This window comes from Parapedobacter tibetensis, assembly GCF_024704835.1.
Taxonomy (GTDB): Bacteria; Bacteroidota; Bacteroidia; order Sphingobacteriales; family Sphingobacteriaceae; genus Parapedobacter; species Parapedobacter tibetensis.
In genome coordinates, this window is record NZ_JAMXBE010000012.1 from 108,501 (window position 1) to 132,899 (window position 24,399).

The window sequence follows — 24,399 nt, forward strand, 5'->3', positions numbered from 1 at the left end:
TCCGGTTTCCCGTAATAAGAGGTACATATTCATCCTTAATTTTGGATGATATTATGTCAAAGCATTACGACGCGCCAAAAACAGCGCTATAAAATGCATCTCAAAAAATGAGATGATAATCGGATCTATACTTATCTTGTGAGGCATTTCAATAGTGGGAACAATGAACCGAATCAAAGCCGTATTGCAGGAGAAACGCATAGGTATGCTGATTAACAAGGTTGAGAAAGTTATGTCATCTAAAAAAGAACGAACATGACACGATTATCGACACGAATAGCTGCGCGAAAAGTTGTTTCATGCCGTAAAAATGGTTGTTCTCGGCAAAATCGATTGATTCTTAACAGGTTTTAACGTTCGATTATGATCTGTTTTTTTAAATCGATACAATTTAAGATCAATCTAATTTGTTTTACTAAAAAAAACAGGTATATATTTGTGTATGTATAACCAAATCGAAATATACCAAGCCAAGGACGGCCAAACGCAAATCGAGGTGACATTTGAGCAAGATGCGGTGTGGCTTAACAGAAAATCAATTGGCCTTATTTGTCGCGGCCAGCAAGCCCGACGGACCATTCATGTTTGCCCTTGGAAACAGACAAAATATGAATGCTCCATTAGTCCATTGAAAAGCAAATAATGTACTAATGAAATGGAGATGGTGAAGAAATTGGTGTTAGTGTATTGAATAGAAACAAGTATAGTAAGTAAGATGAGAATCAGTATCAGTTTTTTATTCGTTCTAATGACTATCCAGTCTTGTGGTCAGAACAAAGAGCGTGTTGAAAATCAAACCACGGGAAAGACAATACGGGAAATTGAAAAATACGATAATGAACCAGTATATCGGCTTAAGGTCACGAGCTCGTTATCGTATACCATCAGAATAAACGGCATAACGACCGCCAGCAAGAATCAGAATACAGGGAATACGAGGTGGTTTTTAGTGAATAACTGTATTCCGGCCTCAGGGGAGCAGGAGCTGGAGATTAATATTCGTCCATCAATGACCAGTGACGGAACGAGCCACAAGGAGTTCATAGAAAATAGTAATACGTTTAAAATTGAACTTGAGAGCACTTCTGGAATAAGCGGCAGTTTGGAAGAACCGACGATCGTTTATCAGTATGAATTGCCGGAGGGAGATTATTCCCGGCAAGAAACGTTTGTTCACAAAGCCTCTTTTAAGGCGGAAGTGCCTTATGAATTGATAGATTGGCGGAACGGAAAAACGTTTAAAGACAAAGATAGCACGATATTGAAAACAGCGGTTCTTGAATTTTATAAAGATTTAAAAGATCACTACGAGCATAAAAACGGAGAAGAATATATAAAGCTTATTGAAAAAGGAATGTATAATTTGGCACAAGGGGCCTACTACGATAATGATGCGTTTGAGAAACTGAAAAAGAATAAAATAGACTTCATAAATAGAAAATCGAGAGAATTGGAGGATTTAGATAATTACCAACTGGAAATTTCAGGAAACGGAAAACTTTTATCTTTAAGAAAAATCGATGGATATAATCGGGAAGAAGGGGTATTGAGAAGAAAGTATACAAAGAACGGTCAGGAAACGGTTCATATTGATGACATTTACCTTTATGCTCCCCAAGGGATTGACTCAGATAATGGCAAAGAAAAATTAGAAGTGATCGTATATCAAAATCTGGTTAAACCATATTTTCCATGACGAATACATTAAGTACCATTTGCTGTTTCATGTTTTTGACGCCATTTTTGGCTTGTAGCCAGCAAAATACAAATGGAATAAAAAGTATAAACATCATAGACGAAATTGATCACCTTGAAAATTTCGGCGATGAACCCACCTATCAATTAAGGGTTAATACGGGGTATTCGTTTACCGTATTAATAAATGGTATACCCATCGGGAATAAATATGTGAACTATTTGAGTCATTATTTGACGGAAATTAATTCCTGCATACCCAATAAGGGGGAGCAAAAAATAGAAATACAAATTTATCCAAGGTATGTGGATGAGCTTACCCAAAACGAATCATTGGAACATGATATCGGTTTTAAGCTAACCATCGAGCAAACGGCATGGAAAGACGGTGGCATGGAAGAACCCAAGATTATATATAGCTATAGCTTGCCCGAAGGGGATTATGCCGGGCAAAAATCATTCATACATGCAGCTATATTTACCGCCGCCGTGCCTTATGAGCTCATCGATTGGCGAATGGGAAGAACCTTTGATGAGCAGGATACGGCGACCTTAAAAATAAAGGTTTTACAGGCCTATGAAAAACTGATATCCGATTTTGAAAACCAACAAGGGGAGGATTATGTAAATGCGTTGGGCAAAGGGTTATTTAATCTATACCAATCAAGCTATTTTGATAAAGAAGAGGCGTTAAACCACATCAACCACAGAATCTCGTTTATCAATAAGAAAAAGCGAAAACTTGCAGAAATAGCGAATTACAAGTTGGAAATTCTGGGTGATGGAAAGTTACTCTCGCTAAAACGAATAGACGGATATAACCGTAGAGAGGGGGTGATTAGAAGACACTATAAGAAGGGACCTAAAGAGATGGTGCAAGTTGATGATATACTCTTTTATGCTCCCCAGTCGTCAAAAAGCGATGACCTTCAAGTCATCTGGCATAGGAACCTGGTTAAAGGCGCCAATCCGTAAATAAACGTAAGTAAAAATTGGTCTATGATGTATAGAAAAGCGACACTATCAGGCTTACTTGCTTTCTTAATCCTGCAAGGTTGTGCGCAGGAAAGTAAAAAAGAGGGGAACCTCGTGCTAAAAAGTATATACGAGGTCACGAAAGGGGATAGTAATCAGCTATTAGTCTATGGTTTGAAGGGTAACGTAAAAACGGTGGAACAGAAGACGTATCTTGTGCCCCAAGATTCCGTCATTGACCTTGGCGGCTATGAGGCTTCGGGTTTGAGCGAAGACGTTCATTATCCCTTTCTTTCGGAAATGGACAATGATTGTAAGCTAACATTTGATGAAGCGGGCAAGCTGTTATACCGCATTGCATACGGGGAAAGGTTTTCAAGTAAAACGGTTGAAACCGATACGTTGCATTACAACGCAAAGGGTGATCTTGCGCGAATCAAAAACAGACTGGTGGGTGACGATTCCGTCTTTAATAATGACACTAAATTCGATTATGATGAAAATGGGCATCTTGTCAGAGATGCAACCAATAATAAAGCGATATTTGAATATACGTATGATGAAGCCAAGAACCAGGTAAGGGTTGTGCATTACGACGACGGCGAGTTTTGGTTTGACAAACTTCACACGCATGACAAATTCGGATTAACTACGGAAACACAGAATTATAATGAAGACGGCAGTTTGGATACGCGCTGGGTGTATGAGTATGACGATTCGGGAGGCATTGAAAAAGAGATCGCATACTTCCCGAATGGAGACTTTCACGAATATAAAAAGGCGGAAGTGGACAAAACAATCAAGGTTTACCGCCAATATGACAAGAAATAAGAATTGCACAAAAAGGGTTATTGTTGATTCAAATGGAAGGATGACGATCAGAGAACGGAAATTTGAGTATTATCGATGATATGCTCTACCGGTGCGGAATTGAAGGCGTTTCATCAGCTGGAATGAAAAGTATAAACATCATGTGGATGAGCTTACCCAAAACGCATCGTTGGAACATGATATAGAGGATCATCATGCTGTATGTGCCTAAAAAATCAATGAACGGTAATTACGGCTTTGAAGTTATTTGGTATATGGAAGTAATCAAGGGCACTCAGTAATCCATATGTTTGGGGATACAAAGTTGGAGCATACCTTTATTAAAAACCGGAAAGATGAAATATAAAAGGCCGCCCGGAATTTCTCCGGGCGGCCTTCGAAACAGACAAATATGAAGAAATGAATCTATCGGGATTAATACTAAAAAGCCATATACTGCTGGTCAGCCTCTACTGCGCTGGTACGGTCCGGGTGCACGGACAGGAGAAATTAGTCAAAGACACCCTCCTGTTAGGGAGCTACACCGAACAAGGCAGTGCTGCTTTGATAGCAGGGACACGCACGGTAACGCTGCCCAAAAATAGCGCATATCGGCTATATGAAGTGCCGGCGGCTTATTTTGTGGAAGCCATGATGAACGGGCTTTTAACTTTTCTGGCGGCGGGCGATAAGGGAGAAATATGGGAAGCCGGGTTCCGTAAGAACCAGCTGCATTTTAAATCGTTTACCTCAGATCGGGAAAAGACCCTGCACATTACCTATCACAGCGATCAGCTGCCCAGTCAAACCATTATGTTTTCGGCAGCAGATAATAAATGTTATGGCATGATTAAAGCAGTGGATTTTAACGGGGATGATAAACGGGAGCTGCCCGCCTGTGTGTACTCTATCAATGACCAGGAAATGCTGTTCGAAATATTCCTGAATATCGATGGTAAGGTATTGAAAGGTTGCGGCACATTTGCAAAGAACTGACTCAACTATTACGGCGGTAAGGGCGGGTGGTTTATGAAAAGGCTGGGCCCATTTCCTGTGACACCAGGAAATAGTTTTTGTTTATGAACCCGACATGATTAAAATAATGTTATTCGCCTTCGTGCTTGTTTTAAGAGGCGTTCATGAATGCTTCGCATTTAAACAACCTTGCCCGTAGCGAGGCATTTCCTTTTGTCCGATATCGATTGAAATGCCATCAGCCGCTCCTCTCAAAACGAAAAACCGCCCGCTTTCGCGGACGGCAGCCCCAATGGGATTAGGGGCTATCAACCTAAACCTAGCACGAAGATAAGGATTTTTTTTGAACAGCCATAAGGCCGTTATATTGTATTTTGCATTGTTTGAGTTTATGTTTGGTAAGCGCATAAGTTTAAATCACTTCGATTAATGGGGTAGTTTTTCCCGGGAAGAGGGTTCACTCAATCCGTACATAATATGGGGAACAGCATATGGATTTCATCATCGGTCACCCGTCTGCCATACTCGCAGATTTCGAATGATTCAATGCGTTTGACATCGCTAAGTTTCTTGTGCGGACACCGTTTAAGCAATTGCTTTTCTATTTCATCCGTGATAATGGATTGGGGTAGGCGCCAAGCCCTTAGCCATGCCCGCCGTTCAGCGGCTCCAGTGGGAGGTTCATCCAATTGCATAATCCACGGCAGCCATTCGTAAAACTGTGATGCATGTGCATCCAACAAATCTACCATCCCATCTAGCACCGAGGTCACATCAACGACAATATCAGGGCGGAATGGATTGGGTTGCTGGAAATTGTCGCTGAAATACAAGAATAGGGGGTTCTTTTTCAAAGCGGGCACCTTGCTCACAATATTTGGGACAGTCACCAAAAAAGCGGCATCCTGTACTAACACGCCGGTGTATCGATGGTCAGGATGATACGTATTGGGGCGGTGTGATATCACAATATCCGCCTCCCATTCGCGAATCAAGCGGATGACTTCATGCCTATTCTCCAGGGTTGCCATCAGCTCCCCGTCGGGGATATCCAGAATCTCATAGGTGACCCCGATCTTCCGCGCCGCTTCCATGCTTTCTTCATAGCGGTGTTTAGCTAGCTCCTTCCCCTTCATCCGAACATGCCCTTTGTCGCCATTGGTCATAGACACGAATTTCACTGCATGTCCTTGGTTGGCATATAAAATGGCTAGTCCCCCAGCCCCTACTTCACAATCATCCGGATGGGCACCTATTACGATTACACGCAGGGGTTTTTCTTGCGCGAATAATGTTGTACTTCCTACTAACAGTATAATGCTTAAAATTAGTCTGTATGCTTTCATCATATTCCAAAATTGAAACAGCTGCCCAATATAGTTAATAACAGGCAAAATGATAGGGATTTATGTGGTTTTTCTGGGACATCTATGATTCGACAAGAGCACATCTCATGTCTAAATCTAATATTTAAAAAGGTTCACGCAGAGACACAAAGGCACTCCGCTTTCTCGCGAAGGCCGCTAAGGAATGGGCTCGGCGCACTTTGCGTGAAAAAAACCTTCGCGTGCTTTGCGTGAAACCTGCTAGCTGTCGTACACCCTCACATCTCACATCAAATCCCTATATTTCCTCTACAAAAGTTGTCTTTCAATGGCAGCCGGAGAGACCGATAAATCCACTTTTTTATGCAACGCGATTAAATTGCATATAAAAGCGGATTTATCTAAGTTTGCATACGTAATCAAAAACATCAAAATTCATGTCTTATAGAGTAGAACACGACACCATGGGTGAAGTGCAGGTACCTGCCGATAAATACTGGGGGGCACAGACCGAACGTTCGCGCAATAACTTCAAAATTGGCCCGGCGGCATCCATGCCGAAAGAAATTATCGAAGCCTTCGCCTACCTCAAGAAGGCAGCGGCCTATACGAATACCGATGCAGGTGTATTGCCGGCAGAGAAACGGGATTTAATTGCCCAGGTATGTGATGAAATATTGGATGGGCAGTTGGATGGGCAGTTTCCGTTGGTCATTTGGCAAACCGGATCAGGTACGCAGTCAAACATGAACGTCAATGAAGTGATAGCCAACCGCGTGCATGTCATTCAGGGCAACAAACTTGGTGAGGGTAAACCATTCGTCCACCCTAATGATGACGTGAACAAGTCACAATCTTCAAACGACACCTACCCCACGGCTATGCACATCGCCGCTTATAAAAGATTGATGGAAACGACTATCCCCGGCGTGGAAAAACTAAGGGATACGCTGCAAGCAAAATCCGAAGCATTCGCCAGCGTAGTCAAAATTGGCCGCACACACCTCATGGATGCTACGCCACTCACCTTGGGGCAGGAATTTTCGGGCTATGTAGCCCAGCTTAATTATGGTCTCAAGGCATTGAAAAATACACTGGAGCACCTTTCCGACCTTGCCCTTGGCGGTACGGCCGTAGGTACCGGGATCAATACCCCCAAAGGATACGCAGAAAATGTGGCCAAGTATATCGCTGATTTCACCGGGCTACCCTTGCGCACGGCACCCAATAAATTCGAGGCGCTCGCATCTCACGACGCCATCGTAGAAAGCCATGGTGCGTTGAAACAATTGGCCGTATCGCTGATGAAAATTGCCAACGACATCCGCATGTTGGCTTCCGGTCCACGCTCCGGTATCGGTGAACTGATGATTCCTGAAAACGAACCCGGCTCATCCATCATGCCGGGTAAGGTAAACCCCACACAATGTGAGGCACTCACCATGGTTGCTGCACAAGTCATCGGCAATGATGTAGCCATCGCTGTAGGCGGTGCCAATGGACATTACGAGCTCAACGTGTTCAAACCCATGATGGCCGCCAATTTCCTGCAATCTGCACGGTTAATTGGCGATGCCTGTGTCTCGTTCAATGACCATTGTGCGGTAGGTATCGAACCTAACCGTGATGGCATCAAAAAACACCTCGAAAATTCATTGATGCTCGTTACGGCCCTCAACCCACACATCGGTTATGAAAATGCGGCCAAAATTGCGAAAAAAGCTCATAAGGAAAAAAAATCCCTACGGGAGGCTGCATTGGAATTGGGATTATTGACCAATGACCAATTCGATGAATGGGTGCGGCCGGAAGATATGATTGGAGGACTGAAATAACATCACGTGCTTCATTACAATCCAAATAAATTACGTAACATCACATACCGGTTTCTACTAGCCGGTATGTTTTTTCTGTCCGTTTGCAGTTGCCGTTTCAATCCAGATATCCAGCATGAAGGTGCCGAGTACCTGCAAGGGGTATGGATACAAGACAGCATCCCGATGCAGGATGCCCTGCTGCAATATACCCTGCATGAATTGAAATTCACCTGCGATTCCATCTATGCAACCTTGCACACCACATCCAAAGTCAAGAACATTGCCGATTCATGCTACAACAATGGGTTATGGACGGAATATGCAAAAGGGGTATACGTGGTAAGAGGCGATAGCCTCTTGGTGGATGGATTATACACAAGGGCCAATTGGCGGCAAAAAATCTCAGGCTGCTATCGCATAGGCCAATACCTGCCTCGTTTTAAAATTGTACGATATACTACGGATTCCCTTGTATTGGAAAACCGATATGACCAACGACCGATTCTGCTGCGGAAAACAGCTGATATTACATGTGTACCTAAAAAACGTTGGGAATAAAATAAACGGAACGCTGATTTATATAGAAAAAAATCACCGTTAATCTGCCCATCAGTGTTATCCGTCAGGGATTTCGCATTTAAAAGAATCGCAACCCCTCGTCCTTGCGAGCAAGTGCGCTGGGGGGTGAAATGGAGCGACCGCGAAGCCCAACACAGCCTCGCAATGAAGAAAAAAGTTAAAAGCGAAATCCCTGTGTTATCCGTGTTCAATTAACTAACCAACAAAAAAGGCGGCACGGAAAATCGCACCACCCATTTTGATTTATATTACAATTAAATTATACCCTGTTAGTATCTGTCCATAAAATCAGTGGCCAGGCGACATTATAGACGGACACTATTTAAAAAGGCAAATCATCGTCTTTTCCTTCGTCAGCAGAAATATCCACTGTGGGAGGCGTATCAAATGCCTGCGGGCTGGGAGCCGATTGTCCACTGGCATCCACGGGTGTAGTCGTGACCTTGCTCACCCGCCAAGCCACCAATGAATTAAAATAGGTGGTTACCCCCTCTTTATTGGTCCAAGGACGCCCACGCAAGTTGAATGAAACTTCCACCTCATCACCCACATTCAGGTTGTCGAATATATTGGTTCTGTCTTGTGTTGCTTCAAAACGAATATATTCTACAAACTGAGGGTTTTCCGCATACTGAATAATCAAATCTCTTTTTTTGAACGTATCAGTGACCTGTTGTGTATCACCAATTTCGTGCACTTTTCCACGTATTTCCATTGCTTATTTTTTGTTGAAACCCCAAAATTACATATTTTTTACCTAACAATAATAACTAACTTTGCCAAAATCTTATGGAAGTTTTCAACACCCCCAGCAAAGTTATCATCACCTGCAGTAGGCGCTTGTCGCCCTATTTACAATATGAAATCCGGCAATTGGGATTTGACATCGAGCGTGGATTCGCCACCGGTGTCGAGCTATTGGCCACCGTCAACGACTGCATCCGGCTCAACCTTAACCTGCGTTGTGCCAGCCAAGTGCTCTATTCCCTGCATTCATTCCCGGCAACCAACCCCGAGGAACTTTATCAATCGATACTGGGCATCCCATGGGAAGAGCTCATTGCATTCGATGGATATGTTACCGTTACGTCCAATGTGAATAATTCCACTATTTCTACGCCTTTGTTTGCCAACCTGAAGGTAAAGGATGCAATTGCCGACCGCATCAAGGAAAAGAAGGGTCTGAGGCCAGATAGCGGGCCTGATTTGCATAAAACCGTGGTACACCTCTACTGGCAGGATGACCAAGCTGAAATCTTTCTCGACACTTCAGGTGAAACATTAGCCAAACACGGATATCGCAAGCATCCCGGCAAAGCACCCATGCTTGAAGCCTTGGCCTCAGGAGTGGTTTATGCTACCGCCTGGGATGGAGAGTCTGCTTTTGCCAATCCCATGTGCGGATCGGGCACATTGGCCATTGAAGCAGCACTCATCGCCACCAACCGGAAACCGGGTCTTTTCCGGATGAACTATGCCTTCATGCATATCCTTGGATATGATGAGCAAGTCTTTTTTGCGGAACGGCGAAAATTAAAAGAACAGGTAAGCAAAAATATCATGGCAAAAATCATCGCTTCAGATCTATCCAAAGAAGCCATTGATATCGCTTTGATGAATGCCAAAACGGCCGGGGTAGACAGCCTTATCGATTTCCATGTATGCGACTTTGCGGATACCCCTTTGCCTGATGGTGCCGGAGTGGTAGTTTTCAATCCCGAATATGGGGAGCGTATGGGGGTGCACACCAAGCTAGAAGCCACCTATGCTCGTATCGGCGATTTCCTCAAGCAACGATGTGCTGGCCGGCGGGGCTATGTATTTACGGGCAACCTCGACCTTGCCAAAAAAATCGGGTTACGGGCGTCGCGAAAAATAGAATTCTACAATGGTAAACTAGATTGCCGCCTACTGGAATATGAAGTATATGAAGGTAGTCGCAGAACAGGGGACGAAAAGGCCGATGATGCAAGCATACATTGACCAAACAGCGGATTACGTGCGCAAACAGCTGGCTAACGCCGAAGCAGGGCACGATTGGTGGCACATTCTTCGGGTTTGGAACAACGTAAAGCTATTGCTCCAACATGAAACAGCTGACCGGATAACTTGTGAGTTAGCCGCATTGCTGCACGATATTGCCGACAGCAAGTTTCATGACGGTGATGAAACCATTGGCCCGCAGATGGCTGGTGAATTTCTGAGCAAAATCGGAGTGGAGGCCAGCACCGTACAGCATGTGCAAAACATCATCTTCAACATGTCTTACAAAGCGAGCTTGGGCGATGTAACGTTTTACTCGAAAGAGCTCGAAATCGTTCAGGATGCCGACCGTCTAGATGCCATGGGAGCCATTGGCATCGCCCGTGCCTTTCATTACGGTGGCTTTAAAAACAGGGAATTGTATAATCCCAATATTCCTCCAGTTGCCCATCACGACAAGGAATCATATAAAAACACGACCGCTCCTACCCTGAATCATTTCTACGAAAAGCTTCTGTTACTCAAAGACAAGATGAATACCCAAGCAGCTAGAACGATAGCCAAACAACGCCATGAATTCATGGAGCAATTTTTAAGTCGGTTTTATGACGAGTGGGAAGGGAACAATTAAAATCCACTCAGCACCATGTGCATGCACTCACGTGTCACACGTTGGTTGTACTCATCCGTCATACTTTTATGGTTGATCAGGTCTACAATGGTACCAATCCAACAAAAACCTATCGTGAGAAAATAGATAATCCCCATCCCCACTTGGTTTAACACAAAACGTTGGATTCCGGCAAACCCAAGAAATCCCAGCAACGTAAATAGCATGATGTCTTGCGCATTTTTCCGCTTGCCACTGTATAAGAATACGAAGTTCTTCAATTGGTCATCATTCAACGAAGCCGTGGCTTGTTGCAGGTACATCAATTCCTCTGGGGTAATCCCTTGGATGCCCATTAATATATTACGGTTACTCATGGTGGTTATGTTTTGTCCAAATTATGTATTCTCTTTTTGATAATGTGTATATGCGATGGATGATGATAAGCAAAGCAGGTATCCCAAGCCAATGCATGCTTAATGAAGCCTTCAGCTCCCCATGCATTAATAAGGTAATCGAGCGTCCCAACCCGCATCCCGGGCACCACGTAAAACCCGCATTTTCCAATGGGCACAATGAAAAATGATGCGCGTGTGGATTGGAAAAGTAAAGTAATACCAATGCCAATACCCAACATGCCAATTCAATTGGCAATTTTGATATCGACAGCTTACTGTACATTTCCATTTGGATAGTTTTCCCTTTAGCGGTTCCATTAGGATGTCTGATTAACGATAAAGTTACAACAGTTTTTCTAATTTTTACTTTAATCCGTCAATCTTCCATCTTTTCTGTTGGTTTGTTTGAAGATTTATTATTTTGGCCCACTAAAATTAAATACATACTCAAGATGAATGTTCATGCGTTGATTAAAATTACGAGAAGACGCTATTCCTATCTAATCGTATTACTTTGTCTTTATATCCTACCCCAACTGTCTATTGCCCAAACTCCAATAGACTCGTTGCTGATTGCCGAAGCGCACTGGCAAGAGAAGACCTTAAAACCCGGAATTACCTGGCGGCAGGCTCATTTCGAGAACCTATTTGAATCCCAGCAAGAAATAAATCTGCTGGAAATCGATTTGTCCGTACCCGAGCGAAGGTTAGCTTTTGTAGGCTTGTCTCAAGACCTTAAACTCACCAGTGAATTTGCGCGTGAAGCCGATGCCCTTGGCGCCATTAATGCCACGTTTTTTGACACCAAACTAGGCGGTTCGGTAACGTTCTTGAAAATCAATAAACAAATCGTCAATGAAACCTCCTTGCTGCTACCTAATGGCGCAAACCACGAACGGGCTAATGGCGCGCTCATCATGAATGGGCAAGAAGCGTCCATAGTCATTGGCGTTGATCAAACCATTGGATGGGATAAACAATTGCCTGCGGATCACGTTATGGTTTGCGGCCCTACCCTACTTCATGGTGGAGCCGAAATACTGCTACAAAAGAATGCATTCAATGACAATCGCCATCCTCGGTCTGCGGTTGGCCTCACGGCCGACAACAAGATTATCCTACTTACCGTAGACGGGAGGAATGCGCTTGCTCATGGCATGAACTTACATCAACTGGCCTTTTTGTTGCGTGTGATGGATGTGCAAGACGCCCTGAATCTTGACGGCGGAGGATCTACCACTTTGTACATAAAGGGAGAAAATCATTCCGGGGTGGTTAATTATCCATCGGATAACAAAGCCTTTGATCATGATGGAGAACGCAAAGTGGCCAATGCTATTTTAGTCTTTTAATAGCTGTGAGCATTCGTTAATGCTAATGAAAACACAGAAGAGATTAATAATTTGATTACCTTTAGCCAACAAAACGCTAACACATAAACATTCTATTTGGTGAACCGTCACGAGCAATCGCTCACCTGCTTATGATAGGCAGGCAGACAATAGAAACAACTATGCTAATGAACATTAAAAACATGAAGACAGTAACCCGTATTTTTCTGACATTAACCGTATGCATTATGTGGCATGTATCTGCTGCCCAATTTATCAAGAACCAAGCGATCGCTCACCGCGGCGCATGGAAAGCTGATAACTTTCCACAAAATTCAATTGCCTCCTTGCATCGTGCAATAGCATTGGGATGTGCTGGCACCGAGTTTGACGTACACCTCACCAAAGACGATGTGCTCGTCGTAAACCATGATAAGGATTTCTATGGCATGGATATCGCCACATCCACATATAAGGAATTGTTGACCAAGAAGCATCCAAACGGAGAATCAATCCCTACGGCCAAGGAATACCTCCGCGAGGGGATGAAACAAAAAAAGACCAAACTTATCTATGAGCTAAAGACATCTAACTTGGGAAAAGAACGCACCCGGTATTCCGCAGATTTGTCTGTACAACTCGTCAAAAAACTGAATGCGGATGAGTGGGTAGAATATATCCTTTTCGATTACGATGGCGCCAAACGCATCATCGAACTCGACCCCAATGCCAAGGTATATTACCTGAATGGAGACGTTGCTCCGGACCAAGCTAAAAAAGACGGTTTTTATGGCCTCGACTATAATTTCAACGTGTATAAGAAGAATCCTACCTGGATTAAGGAAGCTCATGACCTGGGCCTCGTAATCAATGCGTGGACCGTAAATACCGAAGATGAAATGCTCAACCTATTGAATCAAAATGTGGAATTCCTCACCACGGACGAACCTGCGTTAGCCATAGAAGTAATCAACAAACATAACAACTGATAAAATGAAAAGGATCATCAGCATCTCCATTCTTATATGGCTTTGCATATCGGTTGGTTTTGCACAGCAATTCATTGTGGCCTCCTACAATGTCAGGTATGACGCATCTCGCGATGTGGGCAATTTGTGGAAAGATAGGCATCCACATCTTGTGCAGCTAATCCGATTCCACGAGTTCGATATCTTTGGTACGCAGGAAGGACTCAAGCACCAGCTTGAGGATATCAAGAAAAACCTGCCCGGCTTTGAATACATTGGCGTGGGCCGTAATGACGGTAAGGATGATGGAGAATACGCAGCGATATTTTACAACACGGATAAATTCGAGGCGATAAAACAAGGCAATTTCTGGCTTGCTGAGCAAACGGAAGTGCCCAATAAGGGTTGGGATGCTGCCTTACCCCGCATCTGCACATGGGGGCTCTTTAAAGACAAACGTACCGGCTTCCAGTTTTTCCTATTTAACGCCCATTTTGACCATGTGGGTGTAGAGGCACGTAAGGAAAGTGCGAAACTCATTATCAAAAAGGCTCATGAATTGGGGAGCGGTACGCCAATGATTATCACGGGTGATTTCAATGTGGACCAACGGAATGAAAGCTATCACGTGCTCAATTCCAGCGGTGTAGTAACAGATGCTTATGAATTATCGCCCTTGAAATATGCACCAAATGGCACGTTTAATGGGTTTGACATCAATAAGGTGAGTGATCGTAGGATTGATCATATTTTTCTTTCATCTCCCTTCACCGTAACTCGTTATGGCATTCTTACCGACAGTTACCAAGGCAAATTGCCTTCTGATCATTATCCCGTGCTGGTGGAAGTACATTATTGATATCGTTAATTTCGTCTATTATGTTAACTTTGGCGGAATCCATATTCAGTTACTTAAAATAGCATGCTATGAACAGCTTAAAAGCACTTTCTTTTGCATCCTGTCTGTTGTTTTTTACCCAATGCGACACACTGAGCCAAATGGCCACTACCAATGGGACAGGTACCGGAACAAATCCGTCCACTTCCGGTTCAACAGCAGGTACCTCGGTTACTTCCAGTGAAATATCCTCGGGCCTTAAACAAGCGCTAAGCCAAGGGTTAGACCGTAGTATTAAGTCATTGGCAGTACAGGATGGTTTTTTGGGCAACGCGGCCGTGAAAATACTCATGCCCCCTGAAGCCCAAAAGGTAGAAAGCACATTGCGTGGCATCGGTCTTGGATCGTTATGCGATAACTTTATCCAAAGCCTCAACCGAGCAGCGGAAAGCGCCGTGAGCGAAGCGGCGCCGGTTTTTGTGTCGGCACTCTCGCAATTGACCATTAAAGACGCCACCAATATCCTACTCAGTGGACAACAAGATGCCGCAACCGGTTTTTTTAAACGAACCACTACTAATGAATTGGCTAAAAGATTCAGCCCCATCGTGGAAGGGGCACTCGGCAAACATAATGTAGCCAAATATTGGAGCGACGTGGTGACTCGCTACAACCAAATCCCACTGGTAAACGATAAGATAGAAACAGACTTGAACAAGTATGTCACCCAAAAGGCCATCGACGGTCTTTTCCATCAGGTGGCACAGGAAGAGCTCAAAATACGCGATAATCTAGGCGGAACACGTACTACACCCTTGTTGCAAAAAGTATTTGGTTACGCCGACGAAAATAAAAGTGAGATTTAGCAGATAAGATTTTCCTTTCTGATAAAAAATCACTAAATTACCTAACCATAGTTCATAAACCCATGTCCAATCATCGGTTTATGAAATTTTCTTTTAAACCAATATTAGATGAAAACGCTTTTAATTCCGATAGATTTCTCTGATGTATCTTATACAGCAGCACAATATGGCCTGGATTTGGCTGATCATTTGAATGCGCTAAAGGTAATTTTTTATCACTCTTATGTAACAACGCCCGTAGCATTATCCAATTCCGAGCAAAGTGAAAACCTGTATTACGATGCTGCCATAAAACACCTCGAGAAAATGACCGATAGACTCCGCATCCCCAAAGCGATATCTCGGGATAAAATCATCTTGTTAGCCAATAACCATCCTGTGAAAACAGGTGTGGAGGCTATCGTCAATCAGCATAATGTTTCATTGATTGTGATGGGGATTGCTGGTTTATCGGATATCGAAAATACGCTCATTGGCCGAAATACACTTGCAGTGGCAGCATCTGGAGTCGCGCCTTTGCTGATCGTTCCCAGGAACCATGTCTTTCAAACTGTAAAAAAGGTAGTCTATGCCACTGATTTAAGGGATATTGAAACCTCCACTCCCGTTGATAGTATCAAGCGTATCGCCGGGCAATTGGATGCTGAAACATATATCGTACATGTGGATTATGAATCACAGCATCAGTCGCCCGAAACCCTCCTATGTCAAAAACAACTCACCAGGTTACTTGGTGAGCTGAACCCCGTATTTGATATGGTAAATGAACATAAGGATAAGGCCTATGGTATATTCGATTATGTCAAAAAACATGATATCGATCTCATTCTCATGGCATCACGCAATTATGGTTTCTTCGAACGCCTCTTTCACAACAGTGTCAGTAAAAAGCTCTTGAATATTGCGGATGTACCCGTGGTGTTGCTGAAGAACAAACCTGTCGCTTAACTTTTTCATGATGTATTAAAAAGGTTCACGCAGAGACCACAAAGGCGCTCCGCTTTCTCGCGAAGGCCGCTAAGGAATGGGTTTGGCCACTTTGCGTGAAAAACCTTCGCGTGCTTTGCGTGAAACCTGCTAGCTGTCGGTGCACCCATGAACGATATTTGCCACCAACATTTGCTATCTTTGACGCTATTATGAGCAATACCATCATAAACAAGATTACCGAATTTACCGTGGAAGAACGGTTTCTCCGCTATGTACAAATAGATACCGAATCCGACCCTACGTCCAATACATATCCATCGACAGAAAAACAGAAAAACCTTGGTAAAATACTGGCGCAAGAGCTGTTGGAAATGGGGCTGTTGGATGCTCATCTCGATGAACATGGTTACGTCTACGCTACCATTCCGGCCAATACGGACAAGAGTGTCCCGGTCATCTGCTTTTGTTCACATATGGATACCTCGCCAGATTGCTCTGGGGCCGATGTAAAGCCCATCATACACCGCGATTACCAAGGCGAAGACATCACCCTGCCCGATGATCCTTCGGTCGTTATTCGACCAAGCGAACATGCCGACTTACATAACCAACTTGGAAATGATATCATCACAGCCAGTGGCACCACCTTGTTAGGTGCCGACGATAAGGCAGGCATCGCTGAAATCATGTCTGCCGCGCAGCTGCTGATGTTCCACCCCGAAATTAAGCATGGCACCATCAAAATCCTTTTCACCCCCGATGAGGAAATCGGCCGGGGCGTAGATAAGGTGGACCTGAAAAAATTGGATGCCGACTTTGCTTATACCGTAGATGGCGAAGTAGCAGGTTCCATCGAGGACGAAACTTTCTCGGCAGATGGTGTATCGGTTGTCATCAATGGGATTAGCGTACATCCAGGCTTCGCGAAAGGCAAATTACAGAGTGCCATCAAAATCGCTTCGGATGTAATCAATAAGCTGCCCAAAGATAGGCTATCACCCGAAAGCACAGGCGGCCGCCAAGGTTTTGTACACCCTGTAACCATCAGTGGTAGCGTAGAACAGGCTACGATAGATTTCATCATACGTGACTTTATTGATGAAAACCTCCATGCGCATGAATCCGAACTGGAAGGCATCATAAAAGAAGTGGTCTCCAATTACCCCGGCTGCACCTATCATTTCGATATCAAGGAACAATACCGCAACATGAAACAGGTACTTGACAGGCACCCGCAAATCATGGACATTGGCATGGAAGCCATCCGTCGTGCAGGTATGCAACCCATTAAGCGCAGCATACGCGGTGGTACAGATGGATCGCGTCTATCACTCATGGGCTTACCCTGCCCCAACATCTTTGCCGGTGGACACGCATTCCACGGCAAGCAAGAATGGGTATCGGTACAAGATATGCAAAAGGCCGTACGAACGATACTGCATATTGCAGCCTTGTGGGAAGAGCAGTCTTAGGTCAAAGCCAATCCGCCAATTCATTGATTTGCAAATTCGCGGATAGACAAATCAGCGAATAAGTAAGTATCAAAACATAAATCAGATGACAACAAACGATTTCGAAAAGATGCAGCATATTATCAAAAACCGAAGAAGTATATTTCCAGCCAGCTACATTGACAAGGAAATCAGCAAAGAAACACTCATCAGTCTATTGGATTGTGCCAATGCCGCCCCCACCCACAAGCTTACCCAACCGTGGCGATTTTCCGTATTCCGGGGCAAAGGTTTACAGCGTCTAGCCGATAAGTTTGCAGAATTATATCAAGAAAACACCCCCGAAGCGCTCTTCCTGCAAAAGAAATACGACATTACACGTGAAAAAGTACTGCAATCGGCTGCCGTCATAGCCATCAACATCCATTATTCTGGCGATGTGCCTGAATGGGAGGAACTAGCCGCTACGGCATGCGCCGTACAAAACCTATGGCTTGCCGCCTCAGCGGCAGGCATCGGTGGATATTGGAGTAGCCCAGGCACCATCAGCCAATTGGGTGATTTTCTTGGATTGGCCGACAACGAAAAGTGCGTGGGTTTTTTCTACATGGGATACCATGATGAACCGGACCGAGATGCTAATCGTGGGCCGGTGGCCGACAAAATACGATGGGAAGAAAACTAAATCTACCGGCAAGCGTACGGGGTGCCGTCCGCACTTCGCCTTTTATTGTTTGAATGCCGATATTCCTGATTGTAGAAAGCTACGGTAGCTTTCTACATTATAATCGGCTCCTTTGGGTTCTATCAATACCTGCTCCGTATTCGGATCAAGTAACACATAGAATGGTTGCGAATTTGCATTGAATTTGGACGCTTGCACATCACTCCATTTATTCCCGATGGTGCGAATATTTTTTCCGCTGAATGCCGAAACGTATTGCTCTTCGGCCGGCAATGCGGTTTTATCATCCACATAAAGCTGGATGATGACTAACTCATTCCTAAGTAATGTATAAACCTCCTTTTCAGGCCATACCGAAGCTTCCATCTTGCGACAATTCACACAGGCATGGCCGGTAAAATCAATCATCACTGGTTTATCTACGGATTGGGCATACTGGATACCTTCATCATAATCAAAAAATACATCCAAATTAAGGGGAGCATGGAAAATGTCTCCATATTTACGTGGGGAGCTTCCCTGTGTAGCGCCACCGGAATGTACCCCACCACCAAAAGAGGTCGTGTACAGGTCGAAGTCCTGCGTAGCCTGGGGAGGTAGGAAAGCCGAAACGGCCCTAAGCGGCGCTCCCCATAACCCCGGCACCATATATAAGGTAAACGACAGCACCATAATAGAAAGGAATAAGCGTGGAATGCTGAGGTGCTGGATTGGGCTATCGTGGGCAAAACGGAGTTTGCCAAGCAGGTATATCCCCAATAGTCCAAAAATAACAATCCATAACACCAAAAAGACTTCTCTGTCAAACAGGTTCCAGTGGTAAGCCAAATCAACATTGCTCAGGAACTTCAACGCCAGTGCCAATTCGAGAAAACCCAGCGTAACTTTCACACTATTCAACCAACCACCTGAAGAAGGCATGCTTTTCATCCAGCCTGGGAACATAGCGAATAAGGCAAAGGGTATGGCTAATGCAAGCGAAAAGCCAAACATGCCAACCGCGGGGCCGAGTAATTCACCCATGGTGGCTGCCTGCACTAACAAGGTGCCTATGATTGGTCCCGTACAAGAAAAGGACACCACGGCCAGTGTTGCCGCCATGAAAAATAAGCCGACAAGCCCTCCCCTGTCAGACTGAGCATCCATTTTATTGACCCAGGAGGAAGGTAGCGTGATTTCAAAAGCACCCAAAAACGAAATCGCAAATACCACCAAGAGGATAAAGAACAACATATTGAAAATGCCGTTGGTGGAAAGGCTATTGAGGGCATCAGCACCGAAGCTTACGGTGATAATCAACCCCAGCGCGACGTAGATGATGATGATGGATAGTCCATACAGTAGCGCCTGTCCCACAGCCTTACTCCTGGAATGGCTACTCTTGGTAAAGAAACTTACGGTAAGCGGCAGCATCGGGAATATACAGGGCATCAGTAGCGCGGCAAACCCACCGATGAACCCGGCTATGAAGATCGCCCAAAGGGATTTGGACTCCGGGTTGTCCGCCACGCCGTCGCCTGCGGCCGTATGTATTGCAGCGGTATCGGCAGCATCTTGCGGGGCGGTTTCCGCCACGCTATCAAGCTCCTCGGCGAGTTCCTCTTCCGAAAAAAATTCGACATCGTCATATGAAACCGTATCCTGTGCCAACGCTATTCCGCCTGGCAACCACAACAACAGCGAGCTGATTACCAATGCCTTTAGCCAAATCATAATGTTCTTCTCTATTAACATTCCGCTTTCTTTAGGCTTATACGTTCGTTATTTCACCGTGATGGCAAACGTCTTCTCATCGGGTGGCAAGCATTGCTGATCGTCACAAACCATGTATTCAACTGTACCTTTCACCACGGTTTGGCCGGCTTTCAATTTAATTTTCTGTTGAAAGACCACCTGTTTCTCAAAATAAGCCACCTCCATCCCGAATACTTCTTCATGCTTCTTAATCGGTTTCGGCTCGGCGGTCTTGTCCACCAATTCATATTGTTTAGATGGCTCGAAGGAAAACGTGGTCTTTACCGGACCGCCATCCGCAATGTGTTGAGAATACAGATGCCACCCAGCATCGATGTCGGCCTTGATAAATAATACCGCTTCATTCTTTCCTACTTTCTTGGCGGCATAACTCCATTTCACAGGCTCCAATAGCTGTCCATAACTCAGTGAACATATCCATAGCAATATGCTACTTAAGATTATCCTCTTCATAATTGATTATTTTGATTATATATTTATTGTTGCTGTTTCTTCTCCCAAAACGGGTTTACTTAACCGCGGTATGGGTTCATAGCCGGTAAAATTGGTTTCCAAGCTGACGTACCCCGCTTTTCCCGGTTCTTCCTTAACTAAGTCTGTACTCAGGTATTTCTTGTTGCTGTCGCACAGCAATGTGGCTACGATTGCCCCTTCCCCTAATTGCTCCTTCACTTTGATGGCTCCGATGACGTTGGCTCCGGAAGAAATCCCCACCGCTAGGCCCATTTCCTTGGCCAGTTTCTGTGCCATAATGATGGCGTCTCCATCGTTGGCTTGGACAACCTTATCCAACCGGTCCAATTTCACGATGGCGGGGATGAATTCATCGGAAATGCCCTGGATACGGTGAGAGCCGACTTTGTAACCCGTGGTTAATGTAGGGCTTTCGGCAGGCTCCAGTGGGTGCACACATATTCCGCTGCTTTTGCGCTTGAGGAAATCGGCGGCCCCCATGATCGTACCGCCTGTCCCTACTCCGGCTACAAAAGCATCGGGACTCAGACCAACGTTGTCCATTTGTTGCCAAATCTCTTCCATGGTTGTTCGTGCGTGGGCTTCCCCATTGTACAGGTTCTCAAACTGTCTGGGCAGGAACACCCCACCCTTGGCAGCCATCTCCTCACTCATTTTTATGCTGCCTAAAAAGCCTCCCTCCTCCTTGGAAACCAAGATAACCTCCGCGCCCATGCTCCGGATAATATCTATGCGCTCCTTACTCAGCCAGTTAGGCATGATGATTTTCACAGGATGTCCAAGGGCACGGCCAATGGCCGAAAAGGCAATCCCGGTATTTCCACTGGTAGCCTCTATAATCGTATCTTCAGGGCTTATCTGGCAGTTGCGGTATGCTTGATAAAGGATGTATAAGGCCATACGGTCCTTTATGCTTCCCGTAAGGTTATAATGCTCACATTTTACATAGATGCTTCCTGCCTTACCTTTGTACGTATAATCCAATCGCAACATGGGGGTATTCCCAACCATATGCCACAAATGCCTGAATTTACTGGCAAGTCCTTCATTAAGGCATCGCGAAAACAAGGGATCATTGATCATAACCGGCATATATTTAAACTGTAAAATATTAGACAAATAACCATATAAATCATTATATTTACAATATATATCCATTATTTCCATAAATTTTTCGGTTATTTGTATATATTATATGTTATTATTCAGAATCATTAGACTAACCTCAAATATGACTGACTTTTTTCCACTATCATCATGACACAGACCATACTTGATCCCACAGACAAAGCACTATTGCGGCTACTTCAACATGATGCCACCTTGACGAACAAAGAACTGGCCTACAAGCTGAACAAGTCACCTGCAACCATCCACGAGCGCGTAAGGCGTTTAAAGGAGCAAGGGTACATCACCCGGATCGTGGCCATTGTAGATCGCAAAAAAATAGACAAGACGCTGATTGCCATCTCCCATGTATTGCTCAAGGAACATACGGCCAAAACGTTGGGTGAGTTTGAACAGCGCGTTGCACAGTTCGAAGAGGTAATGGAGTGCTACCAGATGACGGGCTCTTTTGACTTCATCCTGAAAATCGCCACCACTAATATGGAGGAGTACCACCTTTTCCTGCGCAACAAGTTGGCGGTACTTCCCAATATTGTGACTGTTCAAAGCTTCTTTATTCTATCAGAAACGAAGAGTGAGACGGCTTATCCGGTGTGATGTCGGAAACGCTGGATAGGCTTACCCCGGACGACACGGATTGGATTTAGCGTTTTGAAGGTTTGTCAAGTAGCCCCCACGATGTCAATGAAGTCTACAGGGGAAATGACCGGAAGCGAAGGGAGTGCGGCTTTACTGACGCGGTATCACAAAAAAGGCGACGAGCACCTCGCCAAGCCCCGCGTATGGCTGATGCGTACGGAGGTGGATGCCTATTACCGTGACTATACGTTGTTGAAGGGCAAGGAGAAAAAATAGCGTTTAAGCAGTATCATTGGGCCGCTCCATGGTACCGCGGAGTGCTCCAACGATACTGCGGGACTTCTCAACAATACCGTTGGGACGCTCCACGGTACCGGGGAAGGCTCCAACAATACCGCGGAGCTTCCGGACAATACTGTTGGGCGTTTCAATGGTACTGTTGGGCCGCCCAATGATACCGGGGAGTGCTCCAACAATACTACGGAGCTTCCGGACAATACTGTTGGACGTTTCAATGGTACCGTTGATACGCTCCATGATACCGGGGAGTGCCCTAACAATGCCACGGAGCTTCTGGACAATACCGTTGGACGTTTCAATGGTACTGTTGATACGCTCCATGATACCGGGGAGCGCCCTAACAATACCACGGAACTTCCGGACAATACTGTTGGACATTCCAATGATGCTGTTGGACGTTCCAACAGTACTGCGGAGCATCTCAACAGTATTGTTGAGCGTTCCAATGGTACTGTTAAGGGGTTAAACAGTACTGTTGAGCCGGGCATAATACCCCAAAATGTCCGGTAACCCTATGGCAAACCCTACATGGCTTTTTGATGTTTTTGAAATTGATCCAAAAGACATCGAAAAAATTAATGTATTGGGGAAGAGCAAGGTTCGCCCTTCGGTTATTGGAATACCAGTTGGATTTTGCCTTTTTGGCCTTTCCATATCGGTCCAGCTTGCAATAAGCGTTTGGCTTCTTCAAGCAACCGGGGATCCGTGCCGTCCGAACCTTCAATAGCGACTGGCCGGCCTCGGCTATTGATAGGGAAAGTTAAAATAACTTCACCGGCAGGCAGTTCCGTTCCCTTGTTCTTGGTAAGGTATTCGTTAAACGTATCCCAACCGCCTTCGGGGTAGGCGTTCATTTCGGCATTGTTTACACCTGTGGCATGGATTCCGGCACCACTTCCTGGCGTGGCTAACTCCACTTGGACTTCTTTTTCACCGGTTTGCTGTACCGAATGATTGCGCATCCATAGCAATACCAGCACCAATACCATCAATACACATGCCGTGGCAGCCACGCCCAAACGTTGCCAACCGAAGTAAAAGGAATTACGTTCCTTTGCCTGCCCTGCAATCCGATTGGCCAGCCGCTGCTGCAATAGGCTCAATTGGCGGTGACTCACCTCCTTTTGCTGCCTGTATCCTTCCATGGCATCATGGAGCAACGGATCATTTAACGCATCTCGTTCCAGCTGGTACATTTCCGCTTCGCTCAATTCGTTATTGAGGTATTGTTGTATGCGAATGATATTGTAATTATTGTTCATTCCACTCTCCTTTCCATGCAAATTTTCAGGTTGCGTTTACCGTTTTGGATATAGCTTTTCACCTTGTTGAGGTCATATCCGGTCATTTCAGCAACCTCCCTATAGCATTTCTGTTCCAAGTAAAACAGCCGGATACAGCGCTGTTGTTCTTCACTAAGCTCATCTAAGCATGCTTCCATCTGCGTAAGCCGCTTCTCTGGAATTGCATCACTACTATTATACTGATGCAAAAAAATGTCGCTTTCCACAATATGCTCTTCGATATCCACGGTATTGATACGGTTGGCCAAGCGCAGATCCATCAGACAATGGTTTCTTGCCAATGTATATAGCCAACTTTTGAAGTTACTTACCTCATGCACCCGTAATTTGGTAATGAGCGCCTCGAAAATCTGCATCACGGCATCTTCGCTCTTCGTTTCGTCCTTATAATATTTGAGGCATAATCCGTAGATAAGTGGCATATAGGGCTCATACAGTTTACCCAACAGTTGCAAATCCCCTGTTTTTTTGTATTCCTGCAATACGTGTTGTTCTGATTGTACCACTAACCAAACATAGTAAAATTACTTCTAAAAACCGAGTCTCTGGGGTGCAATTAACTTCATTGTAATATGGATGCCTGGATTGACGGCTTTCCATAACGTAGTCCAACCCATTTGCAA

Annotated in this window: 27 protein-coding genes; 17 read left to right on the forward strand and 10 right to left on the reverse strand. The window is 44.8% G+C overall.

The window, feature by feature from the left end; all coding sequences use genetic code 11:
• Positions 1–715 precede the first annotated feature (715 nt).
• The 4 genes from NF543_RS18080 (at position 716) to NF543_RS18095 (ending at position 4,476) form a co-directional block, all read left to right on the forward strand.
• Positions 716–1,696, forward strand: a complete 981-nt coding sequence (locus tag NF543_RS18080; protein ID WP_257669586.1) for a hypothetical protein — start codon at positions 716–718, stop codon at positions 1,694–1,696.
• Positions 1,693–2,670 (forward strand): hypothetical protein, encoded by a 978-nt coding sequence (locus NF543_RS18085; protein WP_257669587.1) that lies wholly within the window; start codon positions 1,693–1,695, stop codon positions 2,668–2,670. The genes NF543_RS18080 and NF543_RS18085 overlap by 4 nt, the downstream gene beginning before the upstream one ends.
• Before the next feature lie 24 nt (positions 2,671–2,694).
• Positions 2,695–3,501: a hypothetical protein gene (locus tag NF543_RS18090; RefSeq protein WP_257669588.1), complete on the forward strand. Its 807-nt coding sequence runs from the start codon at positions 2,695–2,697 to the stop codon at positions 3,499–3,501.
• A gap of 399 nt (positions 3,502–3,900) precedes the next feature.
• The gene (locus NF543_RS18095; protein WP_257669589.1) at positions 3,901–4,476 is read left to right on the forward strand and encodes a hypothetical protein; all 576 of its coding nucleotides are present in this window, start codon (positions 3,901–3,903) and stop codon (positions 4,474–4,476) included.
• Between the two features lie 440 nt (positions 4,477–4,916).
• Here NF543_RS18095 and NF543_RS18100 read toward each other — a convergent pair whose 3' ends face one another.
• A complete protein-coding gene (locus NF543_RS18100) occupies positions 4,917–5,801 on the reverse strand; it encodes a PIG-L deacetylase family protein (RefSeq protein ID WP_257669590.1) in 885 nt (294 codons plus the stop codon).
• 416 nt (positions 5,802–6,217) lie between these two features.
• Here NF543_RS18100 and fumC point away from each other — a divergent pair, with 416 nt between their 5' ends.
• On the forward strand, positions 6,218–7,615 hold the full coding sequence (gene fumC / locus NF543_RS18105; protein ID WP_257669591.1) for a class II fumarate hydratase: 1,398 nt from the start codon (positions 6,218–6,220) through the stop codon (positions 7,613–7,615).
• A gap of 6 nt (positions 7,616–7,621) precedes the next feature.
• Entirely contained in the window at positions 7,622–8,155 is a 534-nt protein-coding gene (locus NF543_RS18110) for a fumarate hydratase (RefSeq protein ID WP_257669592.1), read from the forward strand.
• A 343-nt stretch (positions 8,156–8,498) separates the two neighbouring features.
• Here the strand turns inward: NF543_RS18110 and NF543_RS18115 are convergent, their stop codons facing one another.
• Positions 8,499–8,891, reverse strand: coding sequence for a DUF3127 domain-containing protein (locus tag NF543_RS18115; protein WP_257669593.1), 393 nt, complete (start codon positions 8,889–8,891; stop codon positions 8,499–8,501).
• A gap of 74 nt (positions 8,892–8,965) precedes the next feature.
• On the opposite strand from NF543_RS18115, the gene NF543_RS18120 reads away from it, so the two are divergent.
• The gene (locus NF543_RS18120; RefSeq protein WP_257669594.1) at positions 8,966–10,159 is read left to right on the forward strand and encodes a THUMP domain-containing class I SAM-dependent RNA methyltransferase; all 1,194 of its coding nucleotides are present in this window, start codon (positions 8,966–8,968) and stop codon (positions 10,157–10,159) included.
• Positions 10,143–10,790, forward strand: coding sequence for an HD domain-containing protein (locus tag NF543_RS18125; RefSeq protein ID WP_257669670.1), 648 nt, complete (start codon positions 10,143–10,145; stop codon positions 10,788–10,790). The genes NF543_RS18120 and NF543_RS18125 overlap by 17 nt, the downstream gene beginning before the upstream one ends.
• Here the strand turns inward: NF543_RS18125 and NF543_RS18130 are convergent.
• Positions 10,787–11,146, reverse strand: coding sequence for a TM2 domain-containing protein (locus tag NF543_RS18130; protein ID WP_257669595.1), 360 nt, complete (start codon positions 11,144–11,146; stop codon positions 10,787–10,789). The two genes, NF543_RS18125 and NF543_RS18130, sit on opposite strands and share 4 nt — an antisense overlap.
• Positions 11,139–11,456, reverse strand: a complete 318-nt coding sequence (locus NF543_RS18135; protein ID WP_308379142.1) for a DUF2752 domain-containing protein — start codon at positions 11,454–11,456, stop codon at positions 11,139–11,141. The genes NF543_RS18130 and NF543_RS18135 overlap by 8 nt, the downstream gene beginning before the upstream one ends.
• 163 nt (positions 11,457–11,619) lie before the next feature.
• Here NF543_RS18135 and NF543_RS18140 point away from each other — a divergent pair, with 163 nt between their 5' ends.
• From NF543_RS18140 to NF543_RS18170, 7 genes are all read left to right on the forward strand, one after another.
• Complete coding sequence (locus NF543_RS18140; RefSeq protein ID WP_257669596.1) at positions 11,620–12,519, forward strand: phosphodiester glycosidase family protein; 900 nt, start codon at positions 11,620–11,622, stop codon at positions 12,517–12,519.
• Between the two features lie 182 nt (positions 12,520–12,701).
• On the forward strand, positions 12,702–13,487 hold the full coding sequence (locus NF543_RS18145) for a glycerophosphodiester phosphodiesterase (RefSeq protein ID WP_257669597.1): 786 nt from the start codon (positions 12,702–12,704) through the stop codon (positions 13,485–13,487).
• 4 nt (positions 13,488–13,491) lie between these two features.
• Positions 13,492–14,325, forward strand: a complete 834-nt coding sequence (locus NF543_RS18150; protein ID WP_257669598.1) for an endonuclease/exonuclease/phosphatase family protein — start codon at positions 13,492–13,494, stop codon at positions 14,323–14,325.
• 68 nt (positions 14,326–14,393) lie between these two features.
• Positions 14,394–15,170, forward strand: a complete 777-nt coding sequence (locus NF543_RS18155) for a DUF4197 domain-containing protein (protein WP_257669599.1) — start codon at positions 14,394–14,396, stop codon at positions 15,168–15,170.
• Between the two features lie 108 nt (positions 15,171–15,278).
• Positions 15,279–16,118, forward strand: a complete 840-nt coding sequence (locus tag NF543_RS18160) for a universal stress protein (protein ID WP_257669600.1) — start codon at positions 15,279–15,281, stop codon at positions 16,116–16,118.
• A gap of 191 nt (positions 16,119–16,309) precedes the next feature.
• On the forward strand, positions 16,310–17,572 hold the full coding sequence (gene pepT / locus NF543_RS18165; RefSeq protein WP_257669601.1) for a peptidase T: 1,263 nt from the start codon (positions 16,310–16,312) through the stop codon (positions 17,570–17,572).
• 85 nt (positions 17,573–17,657) lie between these two features.
• Entirely contained in the window at positions 17,658–18,236 is a 579-nt protein-coding gene (locus NF543_RS18170) for a nitroreductase family protein (RefSeq protein WP_257669602.1), read from the forward strand.
• Between the two features lie 42 nt (positions 18,237–18,278).
• On the opposite strand, the gene NF543_RS18175 is transcribed toward NF543_RS18170, so the two are convergent.
• The 3 genes from NF543_RS18175 to NF543_RS18185 are packed head-to-tail and all read right to left on the reverse strand — an operon-like array spanning position 18,279 to position 21,548.
• A complete protein-coding gene (locus tag NF543_RS18175) occupies positions 18,279–19,949 on the reverse strand; it encodes a protein-disulfide reductase DsbD family protein (RefSeq protein WP_257669603.1) in 1,671 nt (556 codons plus the stop codon).
• Between the two features lie 48 nt (positions 19,950–19,997).
• Positions 19,998–20,444 carry a protein-disulfide reductase DsbD N-terminal domain-containing protein gene (locus NF543_RS18180; RefSeq protein ID WP_257669604.1) on the reverse strand — a complete coding sequence of 149 codons (447 nt, stop codon included), beginning with the start codon at positions 20,442–20,444 and terminating at the stop codon, positions 19,998–20,000.
• A gap of 15 nt (positions 20,445–20,459) precedes the next feature.
• Positions 20,460–21,548 (reverse strand): PLP-dependent cysteine synthase family protein, encoded by a 1,089-nt coding sequence (locus tag NF543_RS18185; protein WP_257669605.1) that lies wholly within the window; start codon positions 21,546–21,548, stop codon positions 20,460–20,462.
• Between the two features lie 174 nt (positions 21,549–21,722).
• Between NF543_RS18185 and NF543_RS18190 the strand changes: the two genes are divergently transcribed.
• Together NF543_RS18190 and NF543_RS18195 are read left to right on the forward strand one after the other, a co-directional pair.
• Positions 21,723–22,190: an Lrp/AsnC family transcriptional regulator gene (locus NF543_RS18190; protein ID WP_257669606.1), complete on the forward strand. Its 468-nt coding sequence runs from the start codon at positions 21,723–21,725 to the stop codon at positions 22,188–22,190.
• A gap of 81 nt (positions 22,191–22,271) precedes the next feature.
• Positions 22,272–22,448, forward strand: coding sequence for a hypothetical protein (locus tag NF543_RS18195; RefSeq protein ID WP_257669607.1), 177 nt, complete (start codon positions 22,272–22,274; stop codon positions 22,446–22,448).
• A gap of 3 nt (positions 22,449–22,451) precedes the next feature.
• On the opposite strand, the gene NF543_RS18200 is transcribed toward NF543_RS18195, so the two are convergent.
• The 3 genes from NF543_RS18200 to NF543_RS18210 all read right to left on the reverse strand — a co-directional run bounded on the left by NF543_RS18200 (position 22,452) and on the right by NF543_RS18210 (position 24,282).
• Positions 22,452–22,892 carry a hypothetical protein gene (locus NF543_RS18200; protein ID WP_257957527.1) on the reverse strand — a complete coding sequence of 147 codons (441 nt, stop codon included), beginning with the start codon at positions 22,890–22,892 and terminating at the stop codon, positions 22,452–22,454.
• Positions 22,893–23,083: 191 nt separating this feature from the next.
• Complete coding sequence (locus tag NF543_RS18205; RefSeq protein ID WP_257669609.1) at positions 23,084–23,734, reverse strand: hypothetical protein; 651 nt, start codon at positions 23,732–23,734, stop codon at positions 23,084–23,086.
• Entirely contained in the window at positions 23,731–24,282 is a 552-nt protein-coding gene (locus NF543_RS18210) for an RNA polymerase sigma factor (protein ID WP_257669610.1), read from the reverse strand. Before NF543_RS18210 ends, NF543_RS18205 begins: the two co-directional genes overlap by 4 nt.
• Positions 24,283–24,399: the final 117 nt, after the last annotated feature.

Excerpts from the sequence above, each read along its gene's own strand:
- NF543_RS18080 (WP_257669586.1), top strand. The coding sequence starts at position 716 with ATGAGAATCAGTATCAGTTTTTTATTCGTTCTAATGACTATCCAGTCT.
- NF543_RS18085 (WP_257669587.1), top strand. The coding sequence starts at position 1,693 with ATGACGAATACATTAAGTACCATTTGCTGTTTCATGTTTTTGACGCCA.
- NF543_RS18090 (WP_257669588.1), top strand. The coding sequence starts at position 2,695 with ATGATGTATAGAAAAGCGACACTATCAGGCTTACTTGCTTTCTTAATC.
- NF543_RS18095 (WP_257669589.1), top strand. The coding sequence starts at position 3,901 with ATGAATCTATCGGGATTAATACTAAAAAGCCATATACTGCTGGTCAGC.
- NF543_RS18100 (WP_257669590.1), bottom strand. The coding sequence starts at position 5,801 with ATGAAAGCATACAGACTAATTTTAAGCATTATACTGTTAGTAGGAAGT.
- fumC (WP_257669591.1), top strand. The coding sequence starts at position 6,218 with ATGTCTTATAGAGTAGAACACGACACCATGGGTGAAGTGCAGGTACCT.
- NF543_RS18115 (WP_257669593.1), bottom strand. The coding sequence starts at position 8,891 with ATGGAAATACGTGGAAAAGTGCACGAAATTGGTGATACACAACAGGTC.
- NF543_RS18120 (WP_257669594.1), top strand. The coding sequence starts at position 8,966 with ATGGAAGTTTTCAACACCCCCAGCAAAGTTATCATCACCTGCAGTAGG.
- NF543_RS18125 (WP_257669670.1), top strand. The coding sequence starts at position 10,143 with ATGCAAGCATACATTGACCAAACAGCGGATTACGTGCGCAAACAGCTG.
- NF543_RS18130 (WP_257669595.1), bottom strand. The coding sequence starts at position 11,146 with ATGAGTAACCGTAATATATTAATGGGCATCCAAGGGATTACCCCAGAG.
- NF543_RS18135 (WP_308379142.1), bottom strand. The coding sequence starts at position 11,456 with ATGGAAATGTACAGTAAGCTGTCGATATCAAAATTGCCAATTGAATTG.
- NF543_RS18140 (WP_257669596.1), top strand. The coding sequence starts at position 11,620 with ATGAATGTTCATGCGTTGATTAAAATTACGAGAAGACGCTATTCCTAT.
- NF543_RS18145 (WP_257669597.1), top strand. The coding sequence starts at position 12,702 with ATGAAGACAGTAACCCGTATTTTTCTGACATTAACCGTATGCATTATG.
- NF543_RS18150 (WP_257669598.1), top strand. The coding sequence starts at position 13,492 with ATGAAAAGGATCATCAGCATCTCCATTCTTATATGGCTTTGCATATCG.
- NF543_RS18155 (WP_257669599.1), top strand. The coding sequence starts at position 14,394 with ATGAACAGCTTAAAAGCACTTTCTTTTGCATCCTGTCTGTTGTTTTTT.
- NF543_RS18160 (WP_257669600.1), top strand. The coding sequence starts at position 15,279 with ATGAAAACGCTTTTAATTCCGATAGATTTCTCTGATGTATCTTATACA.
- pepT (WP_257669601.1), top strand. The coding sequence starts at position 16,310 with ATGAGCAATACCATCATAAACAAGATTACCGAATTTACCGTGGAAGAA.
- NF543_RS18170 (WP_257669602.1), top strand. The coding sequence starts at position 17,658 with ATGACAACAAACGATTTCGAAAAGATGCAGCATATTATCAAAAACCGA.
- NF543_RS18175 (WP_257669603.1), bottom strand. The coding sequence starts at position 19,949 with ATGATTTGGCTAAAGGCATTGGTAATCAGCTCGCTGTTGTTGTGGTTG.
- NF543_RS18180 (WP_257669604.1), bottom strand. The coding sequence starts at position 20,444 with ATGAAGAGGATAATCTTAAGTAGCATATTGCTATGGATATGTTCACTG.
- NF543_RS18185 (WP_257669605.1), bottom strand. The coding sequence starts at position 21,548 with ATGATCAATGATCCCTTGTTTTCGCGATGCCTTAATGAAGGACTTGCC.
- NF543_RS18190 (WP_257669606.1), top strand. The coding sequence starts at position 21,723 with ATGACACAGACCATACTTGATCCCACAGACAAAGCACTATTGCGGCTA.
- NF543_RS18195 (WP_257669607.1), top strand. The coding sequence starts at position 22,272 with ATGTCAATGAAGTCTACAGGGGAAATGACCGGAAGCGAAGGGAGTGCG.
- NF543_RS18200 (WP_257957527.1), bottom strand. The coding sequence starts at position 22,892 with ATGCTCCGCAGTACTGTTGGAACGTCCAACAGCATCATTGGAATGTCC.
- NF543_RS18205 (WP_257669609.1), bottom strand. The coding sequence starts at position 23,734 with ATGAACAATAATTACAATATCATTCGCATACAACAATACCTCAATAAC.